Source organism: Roseovarius sp. MBR-154 (assembly GCF_053628595.1).
This window is the reverse complement of the sequence record NZ_JBRJGR010000017.1, coordinates 40023-64117: the sequence shown is the minus strand read 5'-3', so window position 1 is coordinate 64117 and position 24095 is coordinate 40023. Positions and strand designations below refer to the sequence as shown.

18 protein-coding genes are annotated in these 24095 nt (G+C 60.3%); 14 read left to right on the top strand and 4 right to left on the bottom strand.

The features are described 5' to 3' along the window. The first annotated feature begins 62 nt into the window (after nucleotides 1-62). A complete protein-coding gene (locus ACSSV4_RS17355; protein WP_454276371.1) occupies nucleotides 63-320 on the top strand; it encodes a type II toxin-antitoxin system ParD family antitoxin in 258 nt (85 codons plus the stop codon). After that, nucleotides 317-652: a type II toxin-antitoxin system RelE/ParE family toxin gene (locus ACSSV4_RS17350; protein ID WP_454276344.1), complete on the top strand. Its 336-nt coding sequence runs from the start codon at nucleotides 317-319 to the stop codon at nucleotides 650-652. Before ACSSV4_RS17355 ends, ACSSV4_RS17350 begins: the two co-directional genes overlap by 4 nt. Before the next feature lie 6 nt (nucleotides 653-658). Here the strand turns inward: ACSSV4_RS17350 and ACSSV4_RS17345 are convergent, their stop codons facing one another. Then, a complete protein-coding gene (locus ACSSV4_RS17345; RefSeq protein ID WP_454276343.1) occupies nucleotides 659-1774 on the bottom strand; it encodes a tyrosine-type recombinase/integrase in 1116 nt (371 codons plus the stop codon). A 118-nt stretch (nucleotides 1775-1892) separates the two neighbouring features. Here ACSSV4_RS17345 and ACSSV4_RS17340 point away from each other — a divergent pair, with 118 nt between their 5' ends. From ACSSV4_RS17340 to ACSSV4_RS17310, 7 genes are all read left to right on the top strand, one after another. Beyond that, nucleotides 1893-3539, top strand: coding sequence for a Mu transposase C-terminal domain-containing protein (locus ACSSV4_RS17340; protein ID WP_454276342.1), 1647 nt, complete (start codon nucleotides 1893-1895; stop codon nucleotides 3537-3539). Next, entirely contained in the window at nucleotides 3532-4410 is an 879-nt protein-coding gene (locus ACSSV4_RS17335) for a TniB family NTP-binding protein (protein ID WP_454276341.1), read from the top strand. The genes ACSSV4_RS17340 and ACSSV4_RS17335 overlap by 8 nt, the downstream gene beginning before the upstream one ends. Further along, nucleotides 4407-5426, top strand: coding sequence for a TniQ family protein (locus ACSSV4_RS17330; RefSeq protein WP_454276340.1), 1020 nt, complete (start codon nucleotides 4407-4409; stop codon nucleotides 5424-5426). The genes ACSSV4_RS17335 and ACSSV4_RS17330 overlap by 4 nt, the downstream gene beginning before the upstream one ends. 216 nt (nucleotides 5427-5642) lie before the next feature. Further along, nucleotides 5643-6527 carry a DUF1403 family protein gene (locus ACSSV4_RS17325; protein ID WP_454276339.1) on the top strand — a complete coding sequence of 295 codons (885 nt, stop codon included), beginning with the start codon at nucleotides 5643-5645 and terminating at the stop codon, nucleotides 6525-6527. A gap of 2 nt (nucleotides 6528-6529) precedes the next feature. Further along, entirely contained in the window at nucleotides 6530-7144 is a 615-nt protein-coding gene (gene scpB / locus ACSSV4_RS17320; protein ID WP_454276338.1) for an SMC-Scp complex subunit ScpB, read from the top strand. Between the two features lie 359 nt (nucleotides 7145-7503). Then, nucleotides 7504-9738, top strand: a complete 2235-nt coding sequence (locus ACSSV4_RS17315) for an ATP-dependent nuclease (protein ID WP_454276337.1) — start codon at nucleotides 7504-7506, stop codon at nucleotides 9736-9738. Beyond that, nucleotides 9735-11696, top strand: coding sequence for a UvrD-helicase domain-containing protein (locus tag ACSSV4_RS17310; protein WP_454276336.1), 1962 nt, complete (start codon nucleotides 9735-9737; stop codon nucleotides 11694-11696). The genes ACSSV4_RS17315 and ACSSV4_RS17310 overlap by 4 nt, the downstream gene beginning before the upstream one ends. A gap of 13 nt (nucleotides 11697-11709) precedes the next feature. Here ACSSV4_RS17310 and ACSSV4_RS17305 read toward each other — a convergent pair whose 3' ends face one another. Further along, nucleotides 11710-12801 (bottom strand): beta family protein, encoded by a 1092-nt coding sequence (locus tag ACSSV4_RS17305; RefSeq protein WP_454276335.1) that lies wholly within the window; start codon nucleotides 12799-12801, stop codon nucleotides 11710-11712. Continuing rightward, nucleotides 12770-14092, bottom strand: coding sequence for an ImmA/IrrE family metallo-endopeptidase (locus tag ACSSV4_RS17300; protein WP_454276334.1), 1323 nt, complete (start codon nucleotides 14090-14092; stop codon nucleotides 12770-12772). Before ACSSV4_RS17300 ends, ACSSV4_RS17305 begins: the two co-directional genes overlap by 32 nt. A gap of 468 nt (nucleotides 14093-14560) precedes the next feature. Here ACSSV4_RS17300 and ACSSV4_RS17295 point away from each other — a divergent pair, with 468 nt between their 5' ends. The 5 genes from ACSSV4_RS17295 to ACSSV4_RS17275 all read left to right on the top strand — a co-directional run bounded on the left by ACSSV4_RS17295 (nucleotide 14561) and on the right by ACSSV4_RS17275 (nucleotide 22820). Continuing rightward, nucleotides 14561-14899, top strand: a complete 339-nt coding sequence (locus ACSSV4_RS17295) for a helix-turn-helix domain-containing protein (protein WP_454276333.1) — start codon at nucleotides 14561-14563, stop codon at nucleotides 14897-14899. Then, nucleotides 14892-16193, top strand: a complete 1302-nt coding sequence (locus ACSSV4_RS17290) for a type II toxin-antitoxin system HipA family toxin (RefSeq protein WP_454276332.1) — start codon at nucleotides 14892-14894, stop codon at nucleotides 16191-16193. Before ACSSV4_RS17295 ends, ACSSV4_RS17290 begins: the two co-directional genes overlap by 8 nt. Nucleotides 16194-16880: 687 nt before the next feature. Further along, the gene (locus ACSSV4_RS17285; protein WP_454276331.1) at nucleotides 16881-19361 is read left to right on the top strand and encodes a TerB N-terminal domain-containing protein; all 2481 of its coding nucleotides are present in this window, start codon (nucleotides 16881-16883) and stop codon (nucleotides 19359-19361) included. After that, nucleotides 19339-20646 (top strand): ATP-binding protein, encoded by a 1308-nt coding sequence (locus tag ACSSV4_RS17280; protein ID WP_454276330.1) that lies wholly within the window; start codon nucleotides 19339-19341, stop codon nucleotides 20644-20646. Before ACSSV4_RS17285 ends, ACSSV4_RS17280 begins: the two co-directional genes overlap by 23 nt. 5 nt (nucleotides 20647-20651) lie before the next feature. Continuing rightward, the gene (locus tag ACSSV4_RS17275) at nucleotides 20652-22820 is read left to right on the top strand and encodes a DEAD/DEAH box helicase (RefSeq protein WP_454276329.1); all 2169 of its coding nucleotides are present in this window, start codon (nucleotides 20652-20654) and stop codon (nucleotides 22818-22820) included. Between the two features lie 28 nt (nucleotides 22821-22848). Here ACSSV4_RS17275 and ACSSV4_RS17270 read toward each other — a convergent pair whose 3' ends face one another. After that, nucleotides 22849-24093, bottom strand: a complete 1245-nt coding sequence (locus ACSSV4_RS17270) for a GIY-YIG nuclease family protein (RefSeq protein ID WP_454276328.1) — start codon at nucleotides 24091-24093, stop codon at nucleotides 22849-22851. Between the last annotated feature and the right edge of the window lie 2 nt (nucleotides 24094-24095).

The window sequence follows — 24095 nt, the reverse complement described above, 5'->3', positions numbered from 1 at the left end:
ATCAGATTCCATTGATCAAGGCCTTGTATTGGCATATATTGCCAATACAAGGAGATTTGCCCATGGTGACACGCAACGTTGTCCTGACCGAGACCCAAGACCATCTGGTTCAAGCACTGGTGGCGTCCGGGCGCTACCAGAATGTGAGTGAAGCCATGCGCGCTGGCCTGAGGCTGCTCGAGCAGGAAGAGGCACAGTTGGCCGGGATCCGAAAGGGTCTACTTGAAGGCCTAGCGCAGGCCAAGGCGGGCGATCTTGCGGAGGGCAGCGGAAAAGATGCAATCCGTCGGGCTTTTGCTACTGCGCGCGTGCGTTCATGAACCGATCGTTTCGGCTGACCCGTCGTGCGGAAGCCAGCCTCACGGAAATCGCCAGATGGACGATCGAAAATTTCGGGCTGTATCAAGCAGAGCTTTACGAGGCCGAATTGCTCAACCGCTGTGAAAGTATTCTGAATGGTCAGGCCCATAGCCGGAATTGCGCAGTTCTCGTGGATGAGGCTGCTGACTTGCGGTTCGTTAGGGCAGGGGAGCATTTCCTGGTCTTTCTGGATCGATCGGACGAGGTCATCATCGTGGATATCCTCCATTCCCGCAGCGATCTTCCTCGCCATGTTGCCTCCCTTTCGGCTTTAAAGTCCGAAGACTCCTGATCCACGTCACAATCCGGCTGCCTTGGTCAGATTCACCCGGAACCGATCGCGGCGGCGCTGGTAGCGGCGGGTCATCTCCGCGGTGGCGTGCCCAAGGTGCTTCTGGACGTAGCGCTCGTCGACCTCGGCGGAACTGGCGAGACCGGCGCGCAGGGAGTGGCCGGAGAAGAGGGCGATGCGGTCTTTCTCGGGCAGCTCGGATCGAATGCCAGCATCCAGAACGGTCCGCTTGATCAGGCGCGCGACATGCTTGTCGTTGAGCCGCGCTTCCAGCGCGCGTTTGCCGTCCCGCGAGGTGCCGACGAAAACCGGGCCGAAATCGATCTTCGCAAAATGCAGCCATTGCTCGAGCGCATAGACGGGGCAGGTCTGATCTGATGAGCCGCGCCCGATCTCGACTTCGCGCCAACCGGTCTTGGCATTGAGGGTGAGCAGCGCGCCTTGGTCCATGATCTCGATCCAGCCACCGCTGTCGGGCGTGTCATCCTTATGCCTGTCGAGACTGACGATTTCGGAGCGGCGCAGGCCACCGGCGTACCCCAGAAGCAAGATCGCGCGGTCCCGCAGCCCGCGCAGATCGTAGAGCAGGGTGGCGACCATCGCGAGGATGTCCTCGGCCAGGATCGCCTCTTTCTGCACGGGCGGACGCGCATGTTTGCGCTTGATCCCGGCGAGCACTGCGGCGATGTGGCGGTTCTTGCGATCGAGGGTGAACCCACGCTGTGCATAGGTCCATGCGAGGCCGGAAAGTCGGCGGTCGATGGTGCTGACCGATAGGGCAGGGGAGGGGCCCAAGCCGCTGGCCAGATCGGCAAGGTAAAGCCCGGTTATCTCTGGTGAGGGAGGCAGCGGCTTGATGCCCTTCATTCGGCACCAGCGCGCGAAGTGCGCCCAATCCTTGGCATAGGCCTTCAACGTGTTGTCCGAGGCCGCCGCGCGGGCATAGTCCCGGGCCGTGTCCACCAGCCGGTCGAGCGTGCCAGAGCGCGCCACAAAGGTGGGGAGAGTCAGAGCCTCGCTGGACGTCGGATCTCTCCCGTCGTCCTCGTTGACGCAGGACCCGTTTGGCGGCGCTGAGCTCGATTTTGTCGGTCTGCCGGAATTTCTGAGACTGCGTTCCATTTGTTTTCAATAGCTTGCCTGTGTCGCATTTCTGAAACCGATTCAGGGTATGTGAGACTGGACGCCGATTTGAGTCACTATTGGTGAGACTATCCGGCATCCATGCGCTGAGTAAGTTATGTCCGATAATTTTCCAGCTGACAAGGATTGGGAAGAGGCCGAGCGCCGCGCGCAAGTGATCGCGGAGCTGCCGGTCCAGCTCACTCAGGGCGATGTCGACTGGGCCATGCGCCAGTTGAATGTCAGCCGATCCACGCTCTTTCGTCTGGTGAAGCAGTTCCGCGAAGACGGGCGGACCAGTGCACTGCTACGGGATACCCGGGGGCCCAAACCGGGCATGCAGCCCCTGAACCCGGCGGTGGAAGCGATCGTGGCCCATCATTTCAGGGAGTTTTATGCCACCCGCCGCAAGCCCACCAGGACACGGTTCTGGCGGGAGATCGCTGCCGATTGTCAGGCGCTAGGGTTGGCACCACCCTCGATCCGGCGTTTGGGCCGCTGGCTGGAGGGGCACGATCAGGCAAAGCTGATGGCCCGACGTGAAGGCAAGGCCAAGGCTGAGCGACGCCATCTGGCCACGCCGGGAGGCCTTACTGCAGACAGCCCTCTCGATATCGTCCAGATCGACCACACCAAGGCCGATGTGACAGTGGTCGACCCGGTGACGCGTCGCCCGCTCGGTCGTCCGACGCTGACTGTGGCAATCGATGTGAACACCCGCATGGTTTTGGGGTTTCATCTGTCGCTGGAGCCGCCATCACTTCTGGCTGTTGCGCTGTGTCTGACCCATGCGGTGATGGACAAATCGCATTGGCTCACTGCGCGAGGTATCAGCACGGATTGGGCTGCGCAGGGTATCCCGAACGCGATCTACGTGGACAATGGCGCGGAATTCCATGCGCGCGGCTTCGAGCGGGCCTGTTCCGAATATCAGATCGGCCTGCGGCACCGACCACCGGGAACGCCGCGCTATGGCGGCCATATAGAGCGCCTGATCGGCACGATGATGGGCGCGATTCACCTGCTGCCAGGCTCGCATTTCTCGAACATATTCGAGCGCGGTGATCTCGACGCCGAAGCCGAGGCGGTGATGACGCTCGATGAGCTGGAAACCTGGCTCGCTCTCGAGATCACCGGCTCCTACCATGCGCGGGTCCACAGCGTGCTGGAAAAGACGCCGTCAGCAGCCTGGGCGGCGCAGGCGGATGAGACCAAGCTCCGCGTGCCGGTCGATCTCCGGCAGTTCTTGGTGGATTTTCTGCCCTCCGAGCAGCGGATTTTGCAGCGCGACGGCCTGCATCTCTTCCACATCCGCTACTGGACGGACGAGTTGCGCTGGCTGATGGGCCGGGAAAGCCGCAAGTTCACGCTCAAATACGACCCGCGCGATCTCTCGCGCATCTTCGTGCTGACAGAGAACGGGATCATCGAAGCCCGGCCGGCGGATCTGACACGGCCTGCGGTCACGCTCTGGGAGCACCGCGCGGCGCGACGCGCTTTGCGCGAGGCCGGGCGCCGGTCGGTAGATGAGGAACTGATTTTCAGGACGATCGAGGCGCAGCGCGACGTCGTCGACAGCGCCGAGCGGCAGACTAAGGCGATACGGCGCCACCAGGCGCGGCGGGCGCATCTGGCCCCTCTGCCGATGATCGATGTGACGCCGGAAATCGCCGCGCCAGAAGCCCTGCCTGCGCCGGAAGGGGAGGGGAGCCCGTTCCTCAGCCATCCCGGCTTCAAGGTCGAGGAGTGGTACGAGGATGACTGAGTTCCCGCATCTCTATCCGGGAGCCGGCAAGATCGCTGCGCTCAGCGCCGAGGAGCGCATTCATAGGATTCGCGCCGACCGCTGGATCTCCTATCCCAGGGCTGAGGCCGCCTTGGAGAAGCTGGAAACGCTGATGTCGTTTCCCGAGCGCGCCCGCATGCCGAACCTGCTCATTGTCGGCGACAGCGGCATGGGCAAGACCATGATCATCGAGAAGTTCACCCGCGACCACGCATCGAGCTTCGACGAGACCAGCGGACGGCTGCATATGCCGGTCGTCGCCGTGCAGATGGTGTCTGGGCCTGATGAATCGCGCTTCTACCGTCGGATCTTGGCGGCAATTGGGGCCCCGGAACCGCCGAGGGCGACACTGTCTGTGCTGGAAAGCCTGGCCTTGCGTCTGCTCGCCGAATTGCGTCCGGGGATGCTGGTCATCGACGAGATCCACAGCCTGCAGGCGGGGACGATCCGCGAACAGGCGCGATTCCTGAACATGCTGCGCTTCCTGGGCAACGAGCTGCGCATCCCGCTGGTCTGTGTCGGTACGGCGCAGGCCCGCAACGCGCTGCGCACCGATGATCAACTGGTGCGCCGTTTCGAGGCCTTCGCGTTGCCGCCTTGGCGCGAGGGCGAGGATCTGAACGGGCTGATGAGCACGCTCACGCGCACGCTGCCGCTTCGGCGCCAAAGCCAGATCGACGAGAAGGCACTCACGCGGATGATCAAGGTGACGGGCGGCATCACCTCGGGCATCTTTTCGATCTTGTCGCAGCAGGCGATCGCCGCCATCGAAAGTGGCGAGGAACGCATCCTCTCGCGCGATATTCTGGGCGGCGACCGGTTGCAGGCGGTCCTGGGAGAGCCGGTGTGACGGTGTGCGGGCGCCTGCCGGTCGTATACACCCCAGAGGCCGACGAGCGGCTGTCCTCCTGGGTCGCGCGCATAGCCCCGTTCTACGCCATGACGGTCTCGGAATTCGTCGCTACGCTTGGCCTGAAGGGGCACGACGTGTTCGACCTGGAATGGCGTCTCTCGGAAGGGCAGGGGGCTCTGATCGCGGCTCGGACCGGCCTTTCGCCCGAAGCAGTGCAGGCCATGACATTCCGGGAGTTCGGGCCACAGGCACGTATGATGATCGCGCGGAAGAGCCGGTATTACTGTCCGTACTGTCCCGAAGAGCCGCAACGCAAATCCACAGCCCTGCCGTGGCGATTTCGCTGCCCGGTGCATGGTGTGGAGTTTTGGGACGCCACCGGCGAGACCCTGTCCGATCGGTTCGGTACGGATTGCATCAAGAAACTTGAAGGGCATGCCGAGGTCGGTGCCGCGCATCTCGATGCCTGGGCGCGCAGCGCGGGGCAGGGCGACCTGAAAGCGCCCGAAGTGCTTCAGTTTCTGACGGCGCGGCATCGCCGCGCCTCGCCGCCGAACGTCGACGAGCAGCCACGAATGTCTCTGAAAGACCGTCGAGACTATCATGATTTTTTGACTACGCCGATCCTCCGACAGGCGCTCACGGTCGTAGTTCCCGAATACGATCAGGTGGCGCCAGTGCTTGCCAAGCCGGTGCGACCGGGTCTTCACGCCCTGGCGCAGGGCTCGCTCTTGCAGTGTTTCGCGCTGGCGGTCGGCGCCGGGCGGATCATTGAGGATCCGGTCAAATGGGCAATCTCAGTCATGCTCGTGAGCGATGCAGAGGGGCTGGGACGGGTTCGGCAGGCGATTGGCCCATGGCCGCTCTCGTTGAGGCGAAGCATCTCGGCTCGGTTCTGGCGCGCTGAGCGCGACGAGAGAGCACGCCAGTCTGCAGAAAAAGCCGCGAGACAGCGCCAGTCTCACAAATACCGACTCATCCAGTCTCATGAATACCGGTACAGAATCTCATGAACCCCGACTCGTTTTTCAGGGAAGTGCTTGAATCTCATCAATTCCGGTCATCCGACAGACTCCATCCATGAAACTGAAACGACATCGGCATGTCTCGGAGCCTATTTTATTATGTCCAATAATGCAAACTTATTGGACATAACGAGGATCTGTAATGTGGGGCGGCTTGTTCGCTATTTTCTGGAAGAAAGCGCCGTCTTGGGATAGCGTCCCGGCATGACGTTTGCTCGCGACACCCGCACCAGCGACCCAGATATGCTACCTCGGATGCCTTCCTGGGTCACGTCCGCGCGTGCTGAAACCCTTGAAGATGTTGCGTTTTTGTCGGGCGCCGCACTGAACCGCCTGCAGGTTGTGTTGGGGCGGAACGAGGTGCCCCACGCCTTGTTGCGGGACCGGCTCGCGCTGCGCGCGGCCGAGGCCTGTGTCGCGTTTTCCGGGCGGCCGGAACGGGCGGGGGACTTGCGCGACGCGGTGCACCTCCTGCGTCCCGGCGACCTGCCCGGCCCGGCCGGGGAAATCGCCTTGGCCTGGCGTCGCGCCGCTGAACGACCGGTGTCCGTCAAGGCCCTGGGTCGAGCCTTGCCGACCGTCGAACTTGGCCAGATCGCCACATGGCTTGATGCGGGGCAGGGCGCGCCGGTCACCCGTGCGGCGATGGTGCTGGAGGCCGTGCTGCGCGAGGCGCCGCGTGCGGAAGTGCCTGCGCTGATCTTCGCGGACGCGGCCCTCGCCCAAACCTTCGGTTGGGATCATGTCGTGCCGCTGCTGGCCGCAGGCCTGAAACGCGCCGATTTGCGCAAACAGGGCGATGACCTTCGCCTTGCTTGTTATCGCGCTGTTGTCTCCTCGGTGGTCGAAGCAGTGCGCCTCGCGGCAGATCTCGCGCGCCGGGCGGCGCATCTGAAGGCAGTCGCACCCAAGCTGCGGGCCAAGGGGGCAGGAGAAGCGGTCGAGATGTTCCTGACCCGTGATGCGATGGCACCTTCGGCTTTGCCTCTGCCGGATCGCGGCGCGCGGCGGCTCTGCGACCGACTGGTCGACCTCGGCGCGGTGCGCGAGCTGACCGGGCGCGACACTTTCCGGCTCTACGGGGTGTAGCGATGGTGAAGGACAGATCTGAGCCGGAGCTTGATCGCGAGTTGTCCGACCTACCAGCCGATCTGCGCTGGCGGGAATGGATGCGCCGGATCGAGGCGGTGTTGTTTGCCTCGGCCTCGCCGGTCCCGCGCGAGGATCTGGCCCGGGTCGTGGGGCAGGGGGCCTCGGTCGATTTGCTGGTCGAGGACCTTGCCGCCGATCTGGAGGGGCGGGCCTTCGAGATCGCCCAGGTTGCTGGCGGCTGGATGTTCCGCACGCGCGCCACCTACGCCCCCGCGATCCGCGCGGCGGCAGATGTCGGGGATCAACTGCTGGACCTGAGTGAATTCGACGTCGCGGTCCTGGCGGCCATCGCCTATCACCAGCCGATCACGCGCGACGGGCTCAAGGATATCTTCGGAAAGGAGATTAGTCGCGATCTGATCGGGCGGCTGCATGCACGCAACCTGATCGGGACTGGGCCAAGGTCGCCCCGGCGAGGGGCTCCCTATACATTTGTGACGACCGAGCAGTTTCTCGTGGCGTTCGGGTTAGAGAGCCTTCGCGACCTTCCGGATCGGGAGCAGTTGGCGGATGCGGGGGTTGTCGACGAAGCACCACAAGTCGATTTCGGGTAACCAGCTGCCGATGCAGAGGGTGAAGTCCGCCGTTCTGCTTATCGTTTCATTTGCGGTGCACCGATTCATCTGCGTGCCAAGAAAGTCACGCGATTACAAAGCGATAATCGTTTCACTATTTCTGACCGAAGTCTCTTCCATTTATTAGCGGCAAGGCCTCCGGCGTTCCGCCTCACGGCCGATGAGAGGCCCAAAACCCAGCATGCGATTTCCACAGCATCTCCTGTGAATCTGCGAAGCGAATAGCCAGACAGTGAATACTGGGAGAACCCTGACGGTTGAGTACGGCTACACACCCGCAGGACGAGTATATATAGAGAAACTATCGCAGCATTCTCTGCGAGGGGGACACCAATACTATGAAGCTCACACGCATTGAAGTTTTCAATTTTCGCAAATTGCGGCGCGCCCGTCTGGATATGTCGGACAAGCAGACACTGCTCGTCGGGGCCAACAACAGCGGCAAAACATCGGCCATGAAGGCGCTGCGCAAATTCCTTAAGGATCGCGGCGGTATCGACACGCGTGATGTGACAGCCTCAAACTGGGCCGCAATTGAACAGATCGCGGGAGCCTGGACACAGGAGGTCGAGGTGGATCTCAGCCCGCTCCTGGCCCAGCTTCCGTTCATTGACGTCTGGCTCCATGCTGACACGTCAGAGCTGCACCATGTCGCGCACCTGATCCCAACACTGACCTGGACTGGTGGCTTGCTGGGCGTGCGCCTACGCTTGGAGCCAAAGAAGGGGGCGGACATCAAGGCGCAGTACCTGGCCGCACGAGAGGCCGCTCAGACGCTGCAACCCGGCGGCGCAACGGCCAAAGGGTTCGCGCTTTGGCCACGTGGCTTTCGAGAATTTCTAGACAAGCGCCTGAGGGACCTATTCGAGCTTAACGCCCATCTTCTGGATCCCATGAGCTTCACCACGACAGGGCCGGTTGAGCCGCATGCCCTGCCGGCCTTGTCGGAGGGGATCGGTTCGAATCCCTTTGCTGGACTCATCCACATTCGTGAGATCAACGCGCAACGCGGTTTCGCAGACGCAGGGGACAGTAATGGTGACGACGATGAACCGACGAACGCAACTAGCCGCAAGATTGCCAGCCAGATTCAGCCCTATTTCCGTAAACATATCGACCCCGAAAAGGACCCCACGCCGAACGACGTCAAAGCGCTCGAGGCAATCCATGATGCCGAAACCACCTTTAATGCCCGGCTCAAGGATGGTTTCGCTGATGCTATCAAGGAACTGGAAAGTCTCGGCTACCCCGGCGGGCTGAACAATCCGAAACTCTTCATAGCCACGCAGATCAAACCGGTTGACGGGCTCGATCACCCGGCTGCGGTGCAATACGATATCTCGGGCGACACTTCCGGGGTGAAGTTGCCTGAAAGCTACAATGGCCTCGGCTTCCAGAACCTGATCTCCATGGTGTTTCAGCTAATGCGTTTCCGGGATGACTGGATGCAAGTAGGCAAGTTCAAATCACAGTTAGTGACCCCAGACGACAAAGGTATCGAACCTCTGCAACTGGTGCTAATCGAGGAACCGGAGGCGCATCTGCATGTTCAGGTACAGCAGGTCTTTATGGCTAGGGCCCACAAGGTGCTGCGCAACCATAAAGATCTGGAGCAGGAGGGCTCGGCCTTTACCACTCAGCTGGTCGTGAGCACCCATTCGGGCCATATTGCACACGCCGCCGCGTTTGAGGAGCTGCGTTACTTCAAGCGCGAGCTGCCAAGTCACGGAGTTGTGCCCACGGCCAGTGTGGCGAATATGACTGGGCTCTTTGGTGCGGACAATGAAACCCATCGCTTCGTGACGCGCTATCTGCTGAGCACACATTTTGATCTATTCTTTGCCGACGCCATCATCGTGATCGAGGGTGCTGCGGAGCGAATTCTGCTGCCGCATCTGATCCAACATCACTACCCTGATTTGGCTGCAGCCTATCTATCCTTTTTAGAGCTGGGGGGCAGTCACGCGCATAGGCTGCGGCCTCTGATCGAGGCGCTGGAGGTGCCGACGCTGATCATCACCGATCTCGACGCGGTGGCAGAGGTCGACAAAGGCGGGAAGGTCGTCAAAGAATCGGTCCAGCCTTCCTGCGGGGCTGCTCAAACCACAGCCAACCACGTGCTAAAGACCTGGCTCCCCAAGCTGGCAGAGATCGATGAGCTGTTAGGCTCTTCCCCCACTGCTCTGTGTCACACGGCCCCTGACCGCCCCATCGCCGTCAGCTATCAAACCCCGCAAAAAGTGACACTTGGCTCGGTGTCCACGAGCGTCACGCCCAGCACCTTCGAGGATGCTCTGGTCCTGACTAACCCGAAAGCCGTGACGGACGCCGCAGGAACAGAGTTCTCCTGCCTCATGACCCGTGCCTTTGCCAAATCCATCGCTGAGGCTCAGGCTCCTGAAGACCTCGCCAAGGCGCTCTTTGAAAGGTTGGCAAAAAGACCGGAAAAGGCCGCCTTCGCACTGGATCTTCTGTACATCAAAGACATCAAAGTGTTGCGCGCGCCGCCCTATATCAACACCGGCCTTACCTGGCTCGCGGGCCAGCTGAAGGGCGTGGAGGGCGCGGCGTGACAGACGTGACCGACGCTACCCGCGACGCGGGCGCTGACGCGACGATTCGCGCGTGCCTGTCCCTTGGTCAGCCGCGCAGCTTCTTTCTCTTTGCCGGGGCGGGATCTGGAAAGACGCGATCTCTCAAGGAGGCACTTGAGGGATTGGACACACAGACCCTGACCACCTTGCGCAAACACAGCCGCAAGATCGCCGTCATCACCTATACCAACGCCGCCGCAGATGAGATCACACGCCGCGTCAAGGCCGATCCGGTGTTTCAGGTACAGACCATCCACAGCTTCGCTTGGTCGCTCATCGAGGGGCGCACGGCGGATATTCGGGGCTGGCTAGAGAGCAACCTGCGGACAGAAATTGCCGAGATCCAGGCAGCCCATGCGAAGGGCCGTGCGGGCACCGACGCCCATGACAAACGCGAGAAGAAGATGGCCTCCAAGACGAAGCGTCTGGAGCGCCTCGCTGAAATCCGCGCCTTCACCTATGCGCCCGAGGGGGACAATTTCGGCCGCGAAGCGCTGCAACATACCGAAGTCATTGCGCTCGCCGCGCATTTCCTGACCGAAAGCGAGACGTTTCAGAACATCGTTCTGGCGCGCTACCCGTTCATCCTAATCGATGAGAGTCAGGACACGATGAAACCGTTGATGGAGGCGCTCTTGACCTTCGAAGCGCGCCATCGCGGTCGCATCGTCCTAGGGCTGCTCGGGGACACGATGCAGCGCATTTATACTGATGGTTTGCGCGATCTTGACCAGAGAGTGGGGGATTTTGCGCAACCGGCCAAACAGATGAACCACCGCAGCCGCAAGCGGATCGTGGACCTGGCGAATTCGATACGGCGTGATGACGATGGCCGCCAGCAGCGGGCGCGCGAAGATAAACCGGGTGGCACTGTGCGTGTTTTTCTTGCGCCAAGTGAGAGCACGGATCGCGGAGCCTTCGAAGCCTTCGCTTGTACGGACATGGCCCGCATCACGGGAGACCCCGCGTGGCAGAACGCGGAGGCGATCAAAACACTTACGATCGAGCGTCACATGGCCGCCGCGCGTCTTGGTTTTAGTGAACTGTTTGAGCCATTGAGCAAACCCGACAAGCTCAAGGACGGGTTTCGCGATGGCACGTTGCCCGCGATGCGGCTTTTCACCCACCGGATCTTGCCTTTGGTGACGGCACAAAGGAATGGGGATACCTTTGCTGCGATGGCAGTGCTGCGCGACGGCTCACCGCTGGTCGATAAGAGAGGTATCCGGGCGGGGCGCGGGAGCCAGGCTACTGGCCTCGACGCGGCGCGGGCGGGCGTCGCAGCGCTGATGACGCTATTCAAGGACGAACGGGACCCGAGTTGTGCCGACGTGTTGGCCGTCGTGGCCGAGCACCGGTTGTTCCCTATCCCTGACCAGCTTCGGCCCTGTTTGCCTGACGAAAATCCGGTTGCCCAGGACATGGCTGATATCCTTGCCGAGCTTGATCCCTTGTTTGACGAGCTGGACCTGACCACGCCCGAGGACACACCACCCACTGAACCCACCATCACCGAGGCCTGGACGCAAGCGCTTGATGCCCCGTTTTCCCAGGTGGCGCGCTACCTCGCCTATGTCGAAGATCGCAGCCCCTTTGGCACCCACCAGGGGGTCAAAGGGCTCGAATTTCCACGGGTCATGGTGATCGCTGATGACGCCCACACACGCTTCAAGGGCCTTGCCTCCTACGAGACGCTGTTTGACGTAAAGCGCCTGTCCCCGGCCTCTCAGAAAAAGGCGGATCAGGGCGAAGAAACCACGATCGAGCGCACCCGCCGTTTGCTATACGTTACCTGCACGCGGGCTGAAGAGAGCCTCGCGCTTGTGCTCTATTCCGAGGCCCCCGACGCGGTCCGCAGGTTTCTGATCTCCAACGGATGGATGGCCGAGGATGAGGTCGTGACGGCTGCGGCCGACGGGACCTATCAGGATGCTTAAGTGCAGCGCTGAGCTAGAAAAAGCTGTCCTGCTCCGAGTACTCTGCGACAGCATCTTCTTCGAACTCGATGCTCGACATGGCACCCAGGTCCCTGACGATCCTGACCAGGTGGTGTGCGGTGTTCAGTTCTCGCCAGCTAGTCGCGTCGCCGCAAGTATCGGTCAGCCCTTTCGCGTTTCGCCAGATACGGTCGTCTGCGGGGGAGAAGCTCCTTCCGCAGTACTCCTTGCTCTCGACGATCTGCTTGCAGACGTTGCGCATCGTTGGCGTGAAAGTTCCCGAGTCGCTGCCCCTAACCACCAAGGTATGGGTCTTGCCGGTGTAACGCAGGTGCGGCCTCGGCCTTCCGCCGCCCTTGCCCTTCGGGAATACCATCCGCCCACAATCGGCACCGAAGTCGCCGTAACCCAACCGATCCGGTTGGACGCCAGTCTCCTTGAGTGCCTCCAGGAAGGTGGTCCACTCTGCCCTGGCGATCAACGTGCGTTCGTTGGCGCCGACCGGCAATTTGTCCGGGTACGCCGACGCTTGGTAGACTATTTTGTTCCACCGCGCCGCGCCGTCCAGTTGATCAAAAATTTCGCCGATAGCAGGCGCGAAGTCGGCACCGAGGGGGGCTCCGGTGAAATCCACGAAGAGGACGCAGTGTTCCGGCCGGGGGCCGGCCTTCTTCACCGCCTCGACCAAGGTAGCCGGATCAACCTCCTCGAAGTCCATGTAGATGCCCGTCCTGACGTCGCCGTCCCGAATGAGCGCCTGGCGGGCCGGGTTGGTCAGATCGGCGATCGTCAGGACTGGAAGCAGGCGGGAGTTTACCGCCCTGGCGATGCGGAAGAGCGTAGCCACTCCTTCGTCGCCGAGGGCCGCCGCCGCCAGTTGCGGGTCGAGGAACGCACGCCGGTGGGGCCAGCTCTTTCCGAGGCGCTCCCCCATTATGTGGGCGATTTCGTCCAGCGTGGGTACGCGCCCCTTTTCGGGGTCGGACTCGGTGGGAGGCGGCACCACGAAGCGCGGGCAAACGTACCCCTGATAACGGGGGGCCAGCCTGCCGCAGGCCGCGAACTCGCCGGGCTTAGCCCTTAGGGCCGGGTAGTATGGGAGCATCACTCTTTCCTTTCTGGGCTTCGCCCACAAACAGCTTCTTCACGGTGTTCCTCCCGATCTTATTTGTGAACAGGGACCACTCCCCCCGTTCCTTCCGTATCCGCCCGAACACAATCGCCGGATGGATACCTAGCTCGTTGGCGAAACGCTCGATGACCGCAGCCGACTTCGCAATTCGGGCGGTAGAGCGCCGCCAACGTTCTTCCGGGATGAGCAAGTTGGAAGCGAAGCGGTTGGCTTCCTCCTCCTGTTCATCGACCGATGTCTCTTGATCCGTCTGATCGTAGAAGCCTACGGCCAGCCCGGTGGAGAAGTGAAGCGTAACATGGGCAAGTTCGTGCATCAGCGTGAACCAAAAGTTGTCCACAGTGTCGGTCCGCAAAGTCATTCCGATGACCGGCCTTCCGTCCACGATGAACGCAGCGCCGTCGATCTTGAGGCCGGGGACCTGCGGCTCCACGATCAAGATGATGCCGCGATTTGCGAGCACTTCCACCGCCCGGAGTGGCGCGCCGGGCTCGTTGCTCATACGGACCATTTCCGGCATCCACTTGAGTTCAAGCGGCTCGTGAACGTCCTCAACGCCCGCGAAAGCCTCCCGCGCCCTGGCGGTGACTCTAGCACGCCAAGCGTGAAGCATGACGTCTTCAGTGTGATCCACCACGTTGAGGCCAGTTCTTAAAAGCCCAGGGCTTCCAAAGTCGATCCGGTTCTCGGCGATGTAGCGACGCAGCTCCGCCTCGGTGAAGTCTTCGGCGAACCAGCCGTTCTCGCGCCCATGTTTGAGGATTTTCTTGATCTCGGCCTTCGACACCCCGTCGATGACCTTGTCCAGTCCGCGGAGCTCCGGTTGGTCGGGCATGTCAGCCCAAGGCCGCACTCCTAGCAGCGCCGCCACGCGATGATAGTTCTTGAGGCTGATCGGGGCATAACGCTCAGCCTCCCAACGCTGAACCTGTTGCTCCTTTACGCCGAGGCGCCATGCTAGGTCCTTCTGAGAGAAGCCGTTGGCGATCCGCGCTACTATGAGCATCAGGCCAAGGTCGCGGTTAACCAGTTCCTTTAGGGCGGTGGGTCGTTGGGTGTCCTTGGCCTCTTCGTATGCCTCGACCGCTTGGGTCAGGCGCGCGCGCTCGGCCTTCATCATGCGCGAGACTTGAGAAACCACCTCCGGCGGCAGGCCGGCCACAACCGGCTCCATCGCGCGCTCCGAGTGGAGTGCCTCAGAGAGACGAGAAATCCGGGCACGCGTTTCCCGCGCTTCTTTTTCGTTCAGGGTGATTCCGTTCATGGTCATGCCTCATTATACCCAACTTATTTGTTGTGGCCAAGTACCCAACAGATAAGTTGGGTGCAATGGGATTCTGGATGGCCGTGAAGCGCTGAGTGCGATCGATTTGGGCGTCACAGTATCTACCATCACATTTGTCATGGGCATATGGTGCTTTCCGTGGAGAACTGGCAGCACCCGGCCGCAAGTTTGACGCGGGCCGTTGCGTCCGACGATGCCACGCTTCTCGCGGCCTATGCTGGCGGGTCCACGAGAATCTTCGAGTTCGCTTGGGTCCGTGTCCCCAATAACTTGCTACAATGATATCCGAACTTTGCAGCAAAAGGCCATATATGGCCCCCTAATGAAGGTTTGACGCCCCAAGGGGCCACTTAAGACCCATTGACAAGAATCACCACAAAAGGCCATATATGACCGACATTAGCAAATTATCTGGAGTAATCGGCATCTTGCGGCCTTTAGAGTAAAATGGCGACATCTCAGCAAATCGAACAAGAAATCGGGCAACGTCTCGCGCGCTTGCGCCTCGCGCGCAACGTGACCCAAACTGACCTCGCCGAGAAGGCCGGCATCGGAGTACGCACCCTGCGCCGCCTTGAAGCGGGGGACCCTTCGACCCTAGACACCTTTCTTCGCGTCGCCACCGCGCTCGATCTAGAAGAGGCAATACTCTCTGCGTTACCAGAGGGAGATATCAGGCCAATCGAACGCGTCTCGCAGAAGGGGAAGGAGCGCAGGAGAGCGAGTCCTGTATCGGAACGCTCCAAAAAATCAACATGGACCTGGGGTGATGACGTAGATGACTGACGCGAGCATAGTATTGTGGGGTCGGCGCATCGGTGCCGTGAGTTGGGATGAGGCACGCGCACTCGGCATCTTTCAATATGATCCGGCCTTTGTGGGCGCGGGTATTGAGGTTGCGCCCCTGAAGATGCCAGTTCGGGAAGCACCCTACGAGTTTCCCGCCCTTCCGAAAGAAACGTTCAAAGGGTTACCCGGCATGCTGGCCGACGCGTTGCCGGACAAGTTCGGCAACCGGCTGATTGATGCGTGGCTTGCGGAAACGGGGCGAAGCGTGGACCGGTTCAGCCCCGTGGATCGGCTTTGTTACATCGGTAACCGCGGGATCGGGGCACTGGAGTTCGAGCCGACGGTCCGCAAGGCGACCCGGTCAAAAAAACTCGAAGTGGCCCAGTTGGTGGATCTGGCAAACAGGGTACTAAGCGAGCGTGAGAACCTTGCAGGTAGGCTGGGGGGTGAAGACGACGCCGAGGCGCTGGAAGATATCTTGAGCGTCGGGACCTCGGCGGGTGGCGCGCGCGCCAAGGCTGTACTCGCCTGGAACCGAGACACCGGTGAGTTCAAGTCAGGGCAAGTCAAAGTCGACGAGGGGTACGAGCATTGGCTATTGAAGTTCGACGGAGTGTCCAACAACCGCGACAAAGAGCTCGCCGACCCGCAAGGCTTTGGAAAGATCGAGTACGCATATTACCTGATGGCGACCGAAGCGGGCATCGACATGTCGGAATGCAGGCTTCACCACGAGGGCGGCCGAAGCCACTTCATGACACGTCGGTTCGACCGGGACGAACGGGGGCGAAAGCGCCACATGCAATCGCTAGGCGCGATGCAGCATTTCGATTTCAACGACCCGGCATCTTATTCCTACGAGCAGGCCGTCTTGACAATCAGGGATCTTGGGCTCGGGATGGATGTCGTAGAACAGCAGTACAAGCGTGCAGTCTTCAACGTTGTCGCCCGCAACCAGGATGACCACGTCAAGAATATCTCCTTCCTCATGGACCGGTCCGGTGCCTGGCGACTGTCTCCCGCCTATGACATGGCCTATTCCTACAATCCTTCTGGCTCATGGACCCGCGATCACCAGATGAGCTTGGCGGGAAAGCGAAACGATTTTACCCATGGCGACCTCATGGTATTTGCTTCGAACGTGGGGCTGAAATCCAACAAGGCGAACCAGGCAATCGAGGACATCGTGGACGCGGTCGCGAAGTGGCAAGAGTTCGCTGAGCTGGCGGGTGTCGAGCATTCTGATATGAGCCGCATCGAGAAAACCTTTCGCATGAATTTGCGTGGCTAGTGGTGCAAGGTTGCCCGATACCGGTTGCCTTGGGACCCGTCGTGGATCATGTTTTCCATCGCGCGCAGTTGGTGCGCGTTAGAAAAGATGTGCGGCCTCTCCGAACCCGTTGTGAGTATTACGTCGCTCGCCGCCTACCGGTCACCATAGCGGCCCAACTTATCGTGACCGGATAAGACGAAAAGGCTGGCGTCTTGCTCGTTGAGAGTTGCCGTCAATTTCCACCACGTGGGTCATAGCGACTGCGGATGCTATTTCTCCCTCGTTCGTCCTCGCTTGATGTTCTTGGCCCCTCCTGCCCTTTGGTCAGGACCGCGCCCTAGTCGGTTGGCTGCACGCAGCCGTCCTCCCCGAGCTGAAACGCCACTTCACCCTGCGACGTGCCGCGGGCCGCGCAGTCTCCTCCGGAGCCAGTCCGACCAGCCGGCGCATGGTCGTGGCAACGCTTCATCTCGGCCGTTCCGGTTGTGGTCACTGGGGTGGGCGTGTGTTCTCGATGGCCTGAACACATGCATTTGGCGATCACCCCAACTAGGCATAAAGTCTGGGAAATACTTCAACCGTAACGTTAGTCGTTGCAAAGATGGCTGTGCAAAATAGTGTGGTTTGGAGAGGGTTCCGATAATGTCTTCAATACTCAAGTTTTTCCGAATTACATTCTTTCTCGTCCTGTACTTCTTCTTGTGCATGGTTGTGGTGACCACAATGCTTCAGGGTTGGCCGGTGGGCGCTCAGATGTTGTTTGCGTTTGGTGTTCCCGTCATTCTGATCTGGTGGCAAGAAAAGCGACGGTCCAGGAAAGTCGCTACAAAAGCGCAAGCCGAGGGAAGTTCCGAAACCCGAACATCCCGACCTGAGCCGGTTGCGCGCCCAAGTGGCTACGAAAATCGTATAGAGCGCGAGCGCGAACGAACTCGCGAAGCCAATGTTTCCAAAGCACCGGCTGCCGTTCATGCCTATTCCCCACCAAAGCAGGACTACGCTAAGATCGTTCGCGCTGGAAAGTCTGAGGCGTCAGCTCTTGCGGCGGCTGCTGAACGAAAGCAGCCCTCGCGGGTGGCATCGAGCACAGCGACCCGATCAACGAAAAGCGGGTGGGTCCCGTCTAGCGAAACAGCTAACGTGGCCGGCCGTAACATCGGCGGGATGGTCTATGTCGGCACGCCTCCCTTACTGAACACCTACGGGTATCGTGACAAGTGCCGAGCCTATATCGATCCGTCGCTGTCGGTTGCGCGCTCTGGAGCTGACAAAGTTGGTGAGGGTATGCCATATTGGCCGGGATACTCGGACATCTCACCCCAGTGCCGGGCGACCTACCTAGACTGGCTGGCCAGCGGGCGAAACGATGCCTCCTACAACCCCGGCTACATGTTCCTGTATTTTTACGGGTTGGAGCGTCGCTTCTTCGTCGATCAGTCTAACGAAGATGCCAAGGATATCGTGCAGGAAGTGCGGCGGCTGCAGTCACTTTACCCTGACAACCACTCGGTAAGACGCTATCTGGGTGAGTTCCTCGACATTGCGATGCTTGCCGAAACAGACCTCGACGCTATAGAGCCGATTTTTGAGAAGCAGGGCTGGGAACTCCCGTTCTCACTGAAGTACGCAATTGGCGCCCGGATCGACAAAGGCGAGAACCTGACAGCTGACTGGTTGCTGAGTTGGTTCATCTGCCATCCGGAAACAAATCTGAGAACTCCTGCAACGCGGTGCCGTGACGAGTTCGCCGCTCTTTTCCGAATGCGGTTTGATCGGCGTTTTCCTAACGGACTCAAAGTTACCAAACCCCGGAAATCACTCACGGCATCCTATCGGGCCGCTTCCAGCGAGTTTCAGGGGTCCGCTAACCCAACTATGGATGGCAAGTCCGTCCCGGATATCTCTGGCTTGCGCAAGCCGGTCGAGATTGCCCAAGAGTTGGCTAACGAGGTGATGAACGACCTCGACAAGCTCAGTCGCTTCTTGGGTCGAAATCCTGATGGCCGCGGAAGCGTGGAGGCCCATGCCTTGCTGCCCTCTGAACTGTGGCAATCCTTCCCATCGGAGGAAATGGACCGCTTGAAATCGTGGGCAAGCGATATCGTCGATCGGGGCGGATTGGTGCCGCTTGACGAAGTGATTGAACGTCTGGAGGGAGAAACAAACGAGAAGATCGGGAAACGGCAGATGACCGGAGCTGCCGACGCGCTCGCTCGCCTTGGTTTCGGTCTGGCGCCCGACCCTCGGTTTGCGCTGCGATCGCCCAAGGCGGAAGAGCCTGTGGTGCTGTTCAGACTGGGCGAACCCATCGAAAGACTGGAGGACGTTTCCGACAGCTATCGACGCTCCTTGATGGAATTGGCACTTGGGTCGTTCGTCGCACATGCGGATGGCCGCGTCGCGGAGCCTGAACGCAGGGCGCTGGAAAATCAAGTTTCTGCCGCGGGCCTGAGCGATCAGGAACGCCGCAGACTGCGTGCAAACCTTGAATGGTTCCTCGCTGTGCCACCGGACATGACGCTTCTGCGGAGAAAACTGAAGGAGGTCGGGCAAGATAGCCAGGCTGCCATCCGCGCAGCGCTGATTGGTGCAGCACATGCCGACGGGATTATTCACTCCGACGAAGTCGCGAGCATCGAGAAAGTCTACAAAGCTTTGGGCCTTGACCCTGCGCTTGCCTACTCGGACCTGCATGCTGGCGAAGTCGTAGATGGTCCCCGCACTGTTCGTGCCTCGCAACCGGGTCGCCCAGGCGAAGCGATACCCGAACCTGAAAAAGCCAGCGGCCCCAAACTTGATGCTTCGCGGATCGCGGCGATCCGTTCGGACACCGAGCGCGTGTCGTCGGTCCTAGGACAGATTTTCGATGTCGAAGAGGAAGAAAGCGGTGTCTCCGCGACTGCCAACCAAAGCCAGTTGGCAGCACTTGATCCGAAACACGGCGCCCTTGTTCTAGACCTGATTGATCGTGAGCATTGGTCTGAAGCCGAGTTCGAAAATATCTGTGCCTCGCATGGTTTGATGGCGTCCGGGGCTTTGGAAGTCATGAATGAATGGGCCTTTGAGACTTACGATGAAGCGCTTCTCGACGAGTATGATGGATATGATGTGTCTCCGGACATTGCAGAGGCGTTAAAAGAAAAGATGAATGCGGAGGGCAGGGATGTCGAAGTTGAAACCACGTGAACGCGATGCAATCGTGCAGGCGCTTCGGGCAGGGGTCGTTCCCAAGCTCGGCTTGCGTCATATCCAGGTCGGCCGCGTCCGGGAAATTGAAGAGCTCGTCAAAGACATGGACCGGATATCCGATGGCGGCTCGGCCATCCGGTTCATCATCGGCGAATACGGTTCCGGCAAGACGTTCTTCATGAACCTGATCCGCCTCGTTGCCCTAGAGAAGGGCCTGGTCGTGATGTTCGCGGACCTGGCGCCCGACCGGCGCATTCATGCTACGGGTGGGCAAGCTCGAGGGCTTTATGCCGAGATGGCTCGAAACCTGTCGACGCGGACAAAACCCGATGGTGGGGCATTGGCCAGCGTGGTGGAGCGTTTCGTCAGCCAGGCTCACCGAGATGCTGAGGAACGCGATGTACCCACGGGGTCTGTCATTCGTGAACGCCTTGGCCACTTCGAAGAACTTACCGGGGGGTTTGAGTTCGCTGAAGTCATCCGTCGATATTGGGAAGGCCATGAGACCGGGGACGACGAGCTGAAATCCGCGGCCTTGAGGTGGCTACGTGGTGAATTCGCGACACGTACCGACGCTCGCAAGGCGCTCGGTGTCCGTACGATCGTCGACGATTCCAGTGTCTATGACCATCTGAAGCTGATGTCGGCATTCGTGTGCGAGGCCGGTTACAAAGGATTGCTCGTCGGCCTCGACGAGATGGTGAATCTCTACAAGCTCACCTCATCGCAAGCCCGCAATGCAAACTACGAACAGATCCTCCGGATCCTGAACGATGTGCTGCAAGGCAGTGCCGAGAACCTCGGCTTCCTCATGGGCGGGACACCGGAGTTCATGATGAATACCCGTCGCGGGCTCTACAGCTACGAAGCCCTCCAGTCGCGTTTGGCCGAGAACACTTTCGCGCGAGACGGATTGGTCGACCTGTCAGGGCCTGTTGTCAGGCTGTCCAGCCTGACCCCGGAGGACCTTTTCGTTCTTCTGGCCAATGTCCGGCGGATCATGCAGGACGACGCCGGTGCTTTGCCGGACGACGCGCTCGAGGCCTTCATGGCCCATTGTTCGGATCGGATCGGCGAAGCCTACTTCCGAACGCCGCGCAATACGGTGACGGCCTTCGTGAACCTGCTTTCCGTGCTAGAGCAAAACCCCGGTGTCGAATGGAGCGATCTGATCGAAAAAATCGAGGTCTCCGAAGACCTCGGCGAAGACTTGACCGAGGTAGACGAGTCGACTGGTGATCAAGACCCCGGTGGCGATGATCTGATCAGCTTCAAGCTTTGACGCCGATGAGCAGTGCGTTCGACAAACTGGCGAGGCCTGTGCAGAAATGGATACGCCAGCAAGGATGGCGCGAGCTTCGCGACATCCAGGCGCGATCCATAAAGACGATCTGCGAGGCCAATGCAGATTTGATCGTTGCGGCATCGACAGCAGGCGGAAAGACCGAGGCGGCGTTCCTGCCGTTGATTTCACAGGTGCTTGACAAGCCGTTCGACGGCACCGGCTTCGACCTGCTCTACATCGGCCCGCTGAAAGCGTTGATCACGGATCAGGCCATGCGGCTGGAGGGCATTTGTCAGGAAGCCGAGCTTCCGGTTGTTCCCTGGCATGGGGATGTCTCGCAATCGATCAAGACGCGTGCGTTGAAATCTCCAAAAGGGATCCTGCTTATAACCCCAGAATCCCTTGAGGCACTTTTCATTCGTCGCGGTTTGGAAATTGCCCGCCTGTTTGGGGCCACGCGGGCGGTTGTGATCGACGAGTTGCACACGGTTCTTGATAGCGAACGTGGTGTCCAGCTTCGTTCACTGCTCACAAGGCTTGAGCTCGCGATAAAGCGCCCGATCCGACGCATAGGTCTGTCAGCCACTCTTGGCGACATGGATCTCGCCAAGGCCTATCTTCGCCCTGACGCTGCAAGCTCTGTCCAGCTCATCGAAGCAGAAGGCGGCGAGGCCGAACTGAAGCTCCAGCTTCGCGGTTACGTATCAGGCGATGAGGATGAAAACAGCCCATCCGCAACGGACGCAATCGCAGCCCATCTGTTCAAGCACCTTCGAGGAAGCGACAACCTAGTTTTTGCCGGTGCGCGCCAACGGGTCGAGATCTACGCAGATCGTTTGCGGGAGCTTTGTGAAAAAGAACACCTGCCGCAGGAATTCTATCCCCACCACGCGAGCCTCTCCCGCGAACACCGTGACTTCGTGGAGCGCCGCCTCAAGGATCCTGCGAAACCGACAACTGCAGTATGCACGTCGACGCTTGAGCTTGGAATCGACATCGGTGACGTGACCTGTGTGGCCCAAATCGGCGCGCCATTCAGCGTCGCCGCGCTGCGACAACGGCTCGGCCGGTCAGGCCGGCGCGAAGGACAACCAGCCATACTCAGGCAGTACGCTGTCGAAGCCAAGTTGACGCCGGAGAGCAGTTTCGTTGATCGCCTTCGCCTCGGCTTGATCCGGTCTATCGCGATGATAGACCTGTTGCTGGAAGGCTGGTGCGAACCGCCAAAACCCCAGGCGCTTCATCTTTCGACGCTCGTTCATCAGATACTTTCGGTCATTGCGCAGCGTGGCGGTGCGTCTGCAAGTGTGGTCTACAGCGTCCTGTGCCGCGAGGGCCCCTTTGGAAAGGTCACGACCGAAGTTTTCGCGGATGTGCTGCGTGCGATTGGCCATCCTGAAACCGGTTTGATCGAACAGTCCGGAAGCGGGCTCTTACTGTTGGGGCCGACGGGCGAAAGGCTAGTCGAGCATTATAGTTTCTACGCGGTGTTCCAGACGCCTGAGGAATTCCGACTGGTGGCTGATGGGCGGGACCTTGGCACCCTGCCGGTCGACAATATCCTTGCCCCAGGTATGTTGCTGATATTTTCGGGGCGTCGTTGGGTTGTTCAAGAAATCCATGATCGTGAAAAGGTCATCGTCGTCAAACCCGCGAAGGCCGGTGTGCCTCCCGTCTTTGGCGGCGATGCAGGTGACATTCATGACAAGGTGATTGAGCGGATGTTCGCCGTGCTCGAGGGAGATGCCAGTCCGGCCTACATGGACTCCGTTTCCCTAGTGTTGCTGGAAGAAGCGCGGGCCAATTATGACCAACTCGGGTTTCAAACCATGAACATCCGTAGTCTCGGGGAGCACACATCGATCATCGCAACGCGGGTTGGGACGGTGAAGACATCAACCTTGGCGCTCGCACTTAGAAGTGAGGGGTTTTCAGTCGAGCAGCACGACGGCTTCTTGCTCGTCGAAGCCGGGGATGAATCTCCAAATCTTCGAGCGGTGCTTGGAGGGGTTTCAGCAGGAGCTGCGTGCGACATCTTCGCTGGCGCTGGAAACCTTGTATCGGAAAAGTTCCATCAGTATCTTGGCCACGAATTGCTGGCTCTCGACGCGTGTTCTTCGAGGCTCGATCTGAGTTGCCTGCGCAGCTTGTCAGAGCGGCTGATTTCGTGAGGACTTTAACTAGAAGCTATCTTTATGTTCACTTGTCGATTTTACTCCGGATATGCTGGGTCTCCGGGTCATACTCCAGTTCATGCAGGGTCCCGTCTTTGATCGCTTGCACGGCCCGGCTCACGTGCTCGGGCAGCACGTAAAACCACTCGCGGGGATAAACCTTACGGCCGAACCGGTCCGTGATCCACAGGTCGCGCGGCCGGGCCGCGTCAAAGAACCGGTGCAGGAGCTGTTCCACCTTGCGCCATGACAGGTTCACCAGATCATAAGTCGCGACCAACTCAACCGGGGCGAGCAGGAAGGTCGGGTCGTTGCGGGCGTCCGCCACCCGGCGCCTAACCTCCTGTGTGGTGACCCCTATCTTGAGGAGGATGTCCCGTACCTCAGCGATCTGGGGCTCCTTGGACCGACTGCGCACCACGTAAACGGTCCCGGTCAGGTCGAGCCGGTCCACCTCGTACTCCGGGTCCAGCGGGCCGAGCCCGTGCCGATGGACCGCGCGCGCGGTGGGATCATCCGCCAGCGCCTTGCGGAAGGAGGACAGGAGTGGATCGCTCTCGGTCCCGTTTGAGAAGATGATCCGTAGTCTATGGTCGCGCTTGCCGGCCCGCGCTGTCATCTCCGCCTTCTCCGCCACGTAGGTCAGGAGCCCCTTGCGGATAAAGAGGGATCCCTCATCGACCCGGACCTCCTCGTTGTGGTTGATCGGGCGCACCTCCCGCTCCCCAGCCTCGAGCGCGGCTTGGGCACGCTCGAACATCTCCCGGAACCGGTCGAAATCGTGACAGGGGTAGAACTCTGCCCGGTGATCCGGGACCAGCCGGTCCTCCGCCGGGGTCACATGATTGATCGTCGTGAAGGCGTCCGAGACCTCCAGCTCATCATCGTCGAAGATGTCGTCCAGAGAGGTCGGGACCTCATCATCGTCCGGCTCGTCCCGCCAGTCACGTTCTGGGGCGGCGGGCTCAGGCCGCAGATCGAACGCCTCCCCGGACAGGAGCCCGTTCCGGTCGAGCTCCGCGAGCTCCTCGTCGGGCCCTTTCCGGGCCAGCTTCGCCCAGATGATCCCGAGGCGCATCTCCTCATGGTCGGGCGCTTCCGGGCTCGGGACTCGGCCGTGCCGGTCAAAGAACCGGTTCGCCTCCTCGACCAGCTGCGCGTCCCGCTCCCGCTCCGGGGCCCGGGCGGCCCGGGGCCGGATCTTCACGTCCAGAAGCCCCAGCTCGTCCTCCTCCGCGAGGATCTCGTCGATCGACCGGTACCGGGCCATGC

Bases quoted from the DNA above. Each gene is read 5' to 3' on its own strand.
- ACSSV4_RS17355 (WP_454276371.1), top strand. From the start codon at position 63: ATGGTGACACGCAACGTTGTCCTGACCGAGACCCAAGACCATCTGGTT.
- ACSSV4_RS17350 (WP_454276344.1), top strand. From the start codon at position 317: ATGAACCGATCGTTTCGGCTGACCCGTCGTGCGGAAGCCAGCCTCACG.
- ACSSV4_RS17345 (WP_454276343.1), bottom strand. From the start codon at position 1,774: ATGGAACGCAGTCTCAGAAATTCCGGCAGACCGACAAAATCGAGCTCA.
- ACSSV4_RS17340 (WP_454276342.1), top strand. From the start codon at position 1,893: ATGTCCGATAATTTTCCAGCTGACAAGGATTGGGAAGAGGCCGAGCGC.
- ACSSV4_RS17335 (WP_454276341.1), top strand. From the start codon at position 3,532: ATGACTGAGTTCCCGCATCTCTATCCGGGAGCCGGCAAGATCGCTGCG.
- ACSSV4_RS17325 (WP_454276339.1), top strand. From the start codon at position 5,643: ATGACGTTTGCTCGCGACACCCGCACCAGCGACCCAGATATGCTACCT.
- scpB (WP_454276338.1), top strand. From the start codon at position 6,530: ATGGTGAAGGACAGATCTGAGCCGGAGCTTGATCGCGAGTTGTCCGAC.
- ACSSV4_RS17315 (WP_454276337.1), top strand. From the start codon at position 7,504: ATGAAGCTCACACGCATTGAAGTTTTCAATTTTCGCAAATTGCGGCGC.
- ACSSV4_RS17305 (WP_454276335.1), bottom strand. From the start codon at position 12,801: ATGCTCCCATACTACCCGGCCCTAAGGGCTAAGCCCGGCGAGTTCGCG.
- ACSSV4_RS17300 (WP_454276334.1), bottom strand. From the start codon at position 14,092: ATGAACGGAATCACCCTGAACGAAAAAGAAGCGCGGGAAACGCGTGCC.
- ACSSV4_RS17295 (WP_454276333.1), top strand. From the start codon at position 14,561: ATGGCGACATCTCAGCAAATCGAACAAGAAATCGGGCAACGTCTCGCG.
- ACSSV4_RS17290 (WP_454276332.1), top strand. From the start codon at position 14,892: ATGACTGACGCGAGCATAGTATTGTGGGGTCGGCGCATCGGTGCCGTG.
- ACSSV4_RS17285 (WP_454276331.1), top strand. From the start codon at position 16,881: ATGGTTGTGGTGACCACAATGCTTCAGGGTTGGCCGGTGGGCGCTCAG.
- ACSSV4_RS17280 (WP_454276330.1), top strand. From the start codon at position 19,339: ATGTCGAAGTTGAAACCACGTGAACGCGATGCAATCGTGCAGGCGCTT.
- ACSSV4_RS17275 (WP_454276329.1), top strand. From the start codon at position 20,652: ATGAGCAGTGCGTTCGACAAACTGGCGAGGCCTGTGCAGAAATGGATA.
- ACSSV4_RS17270 (WP_454276328.1), bottom strand. From the start codon at position 24,093: ATGGCCCGGTACCGGTCGATCGACGAGATCCTCGCGGAGGAGGACGAG.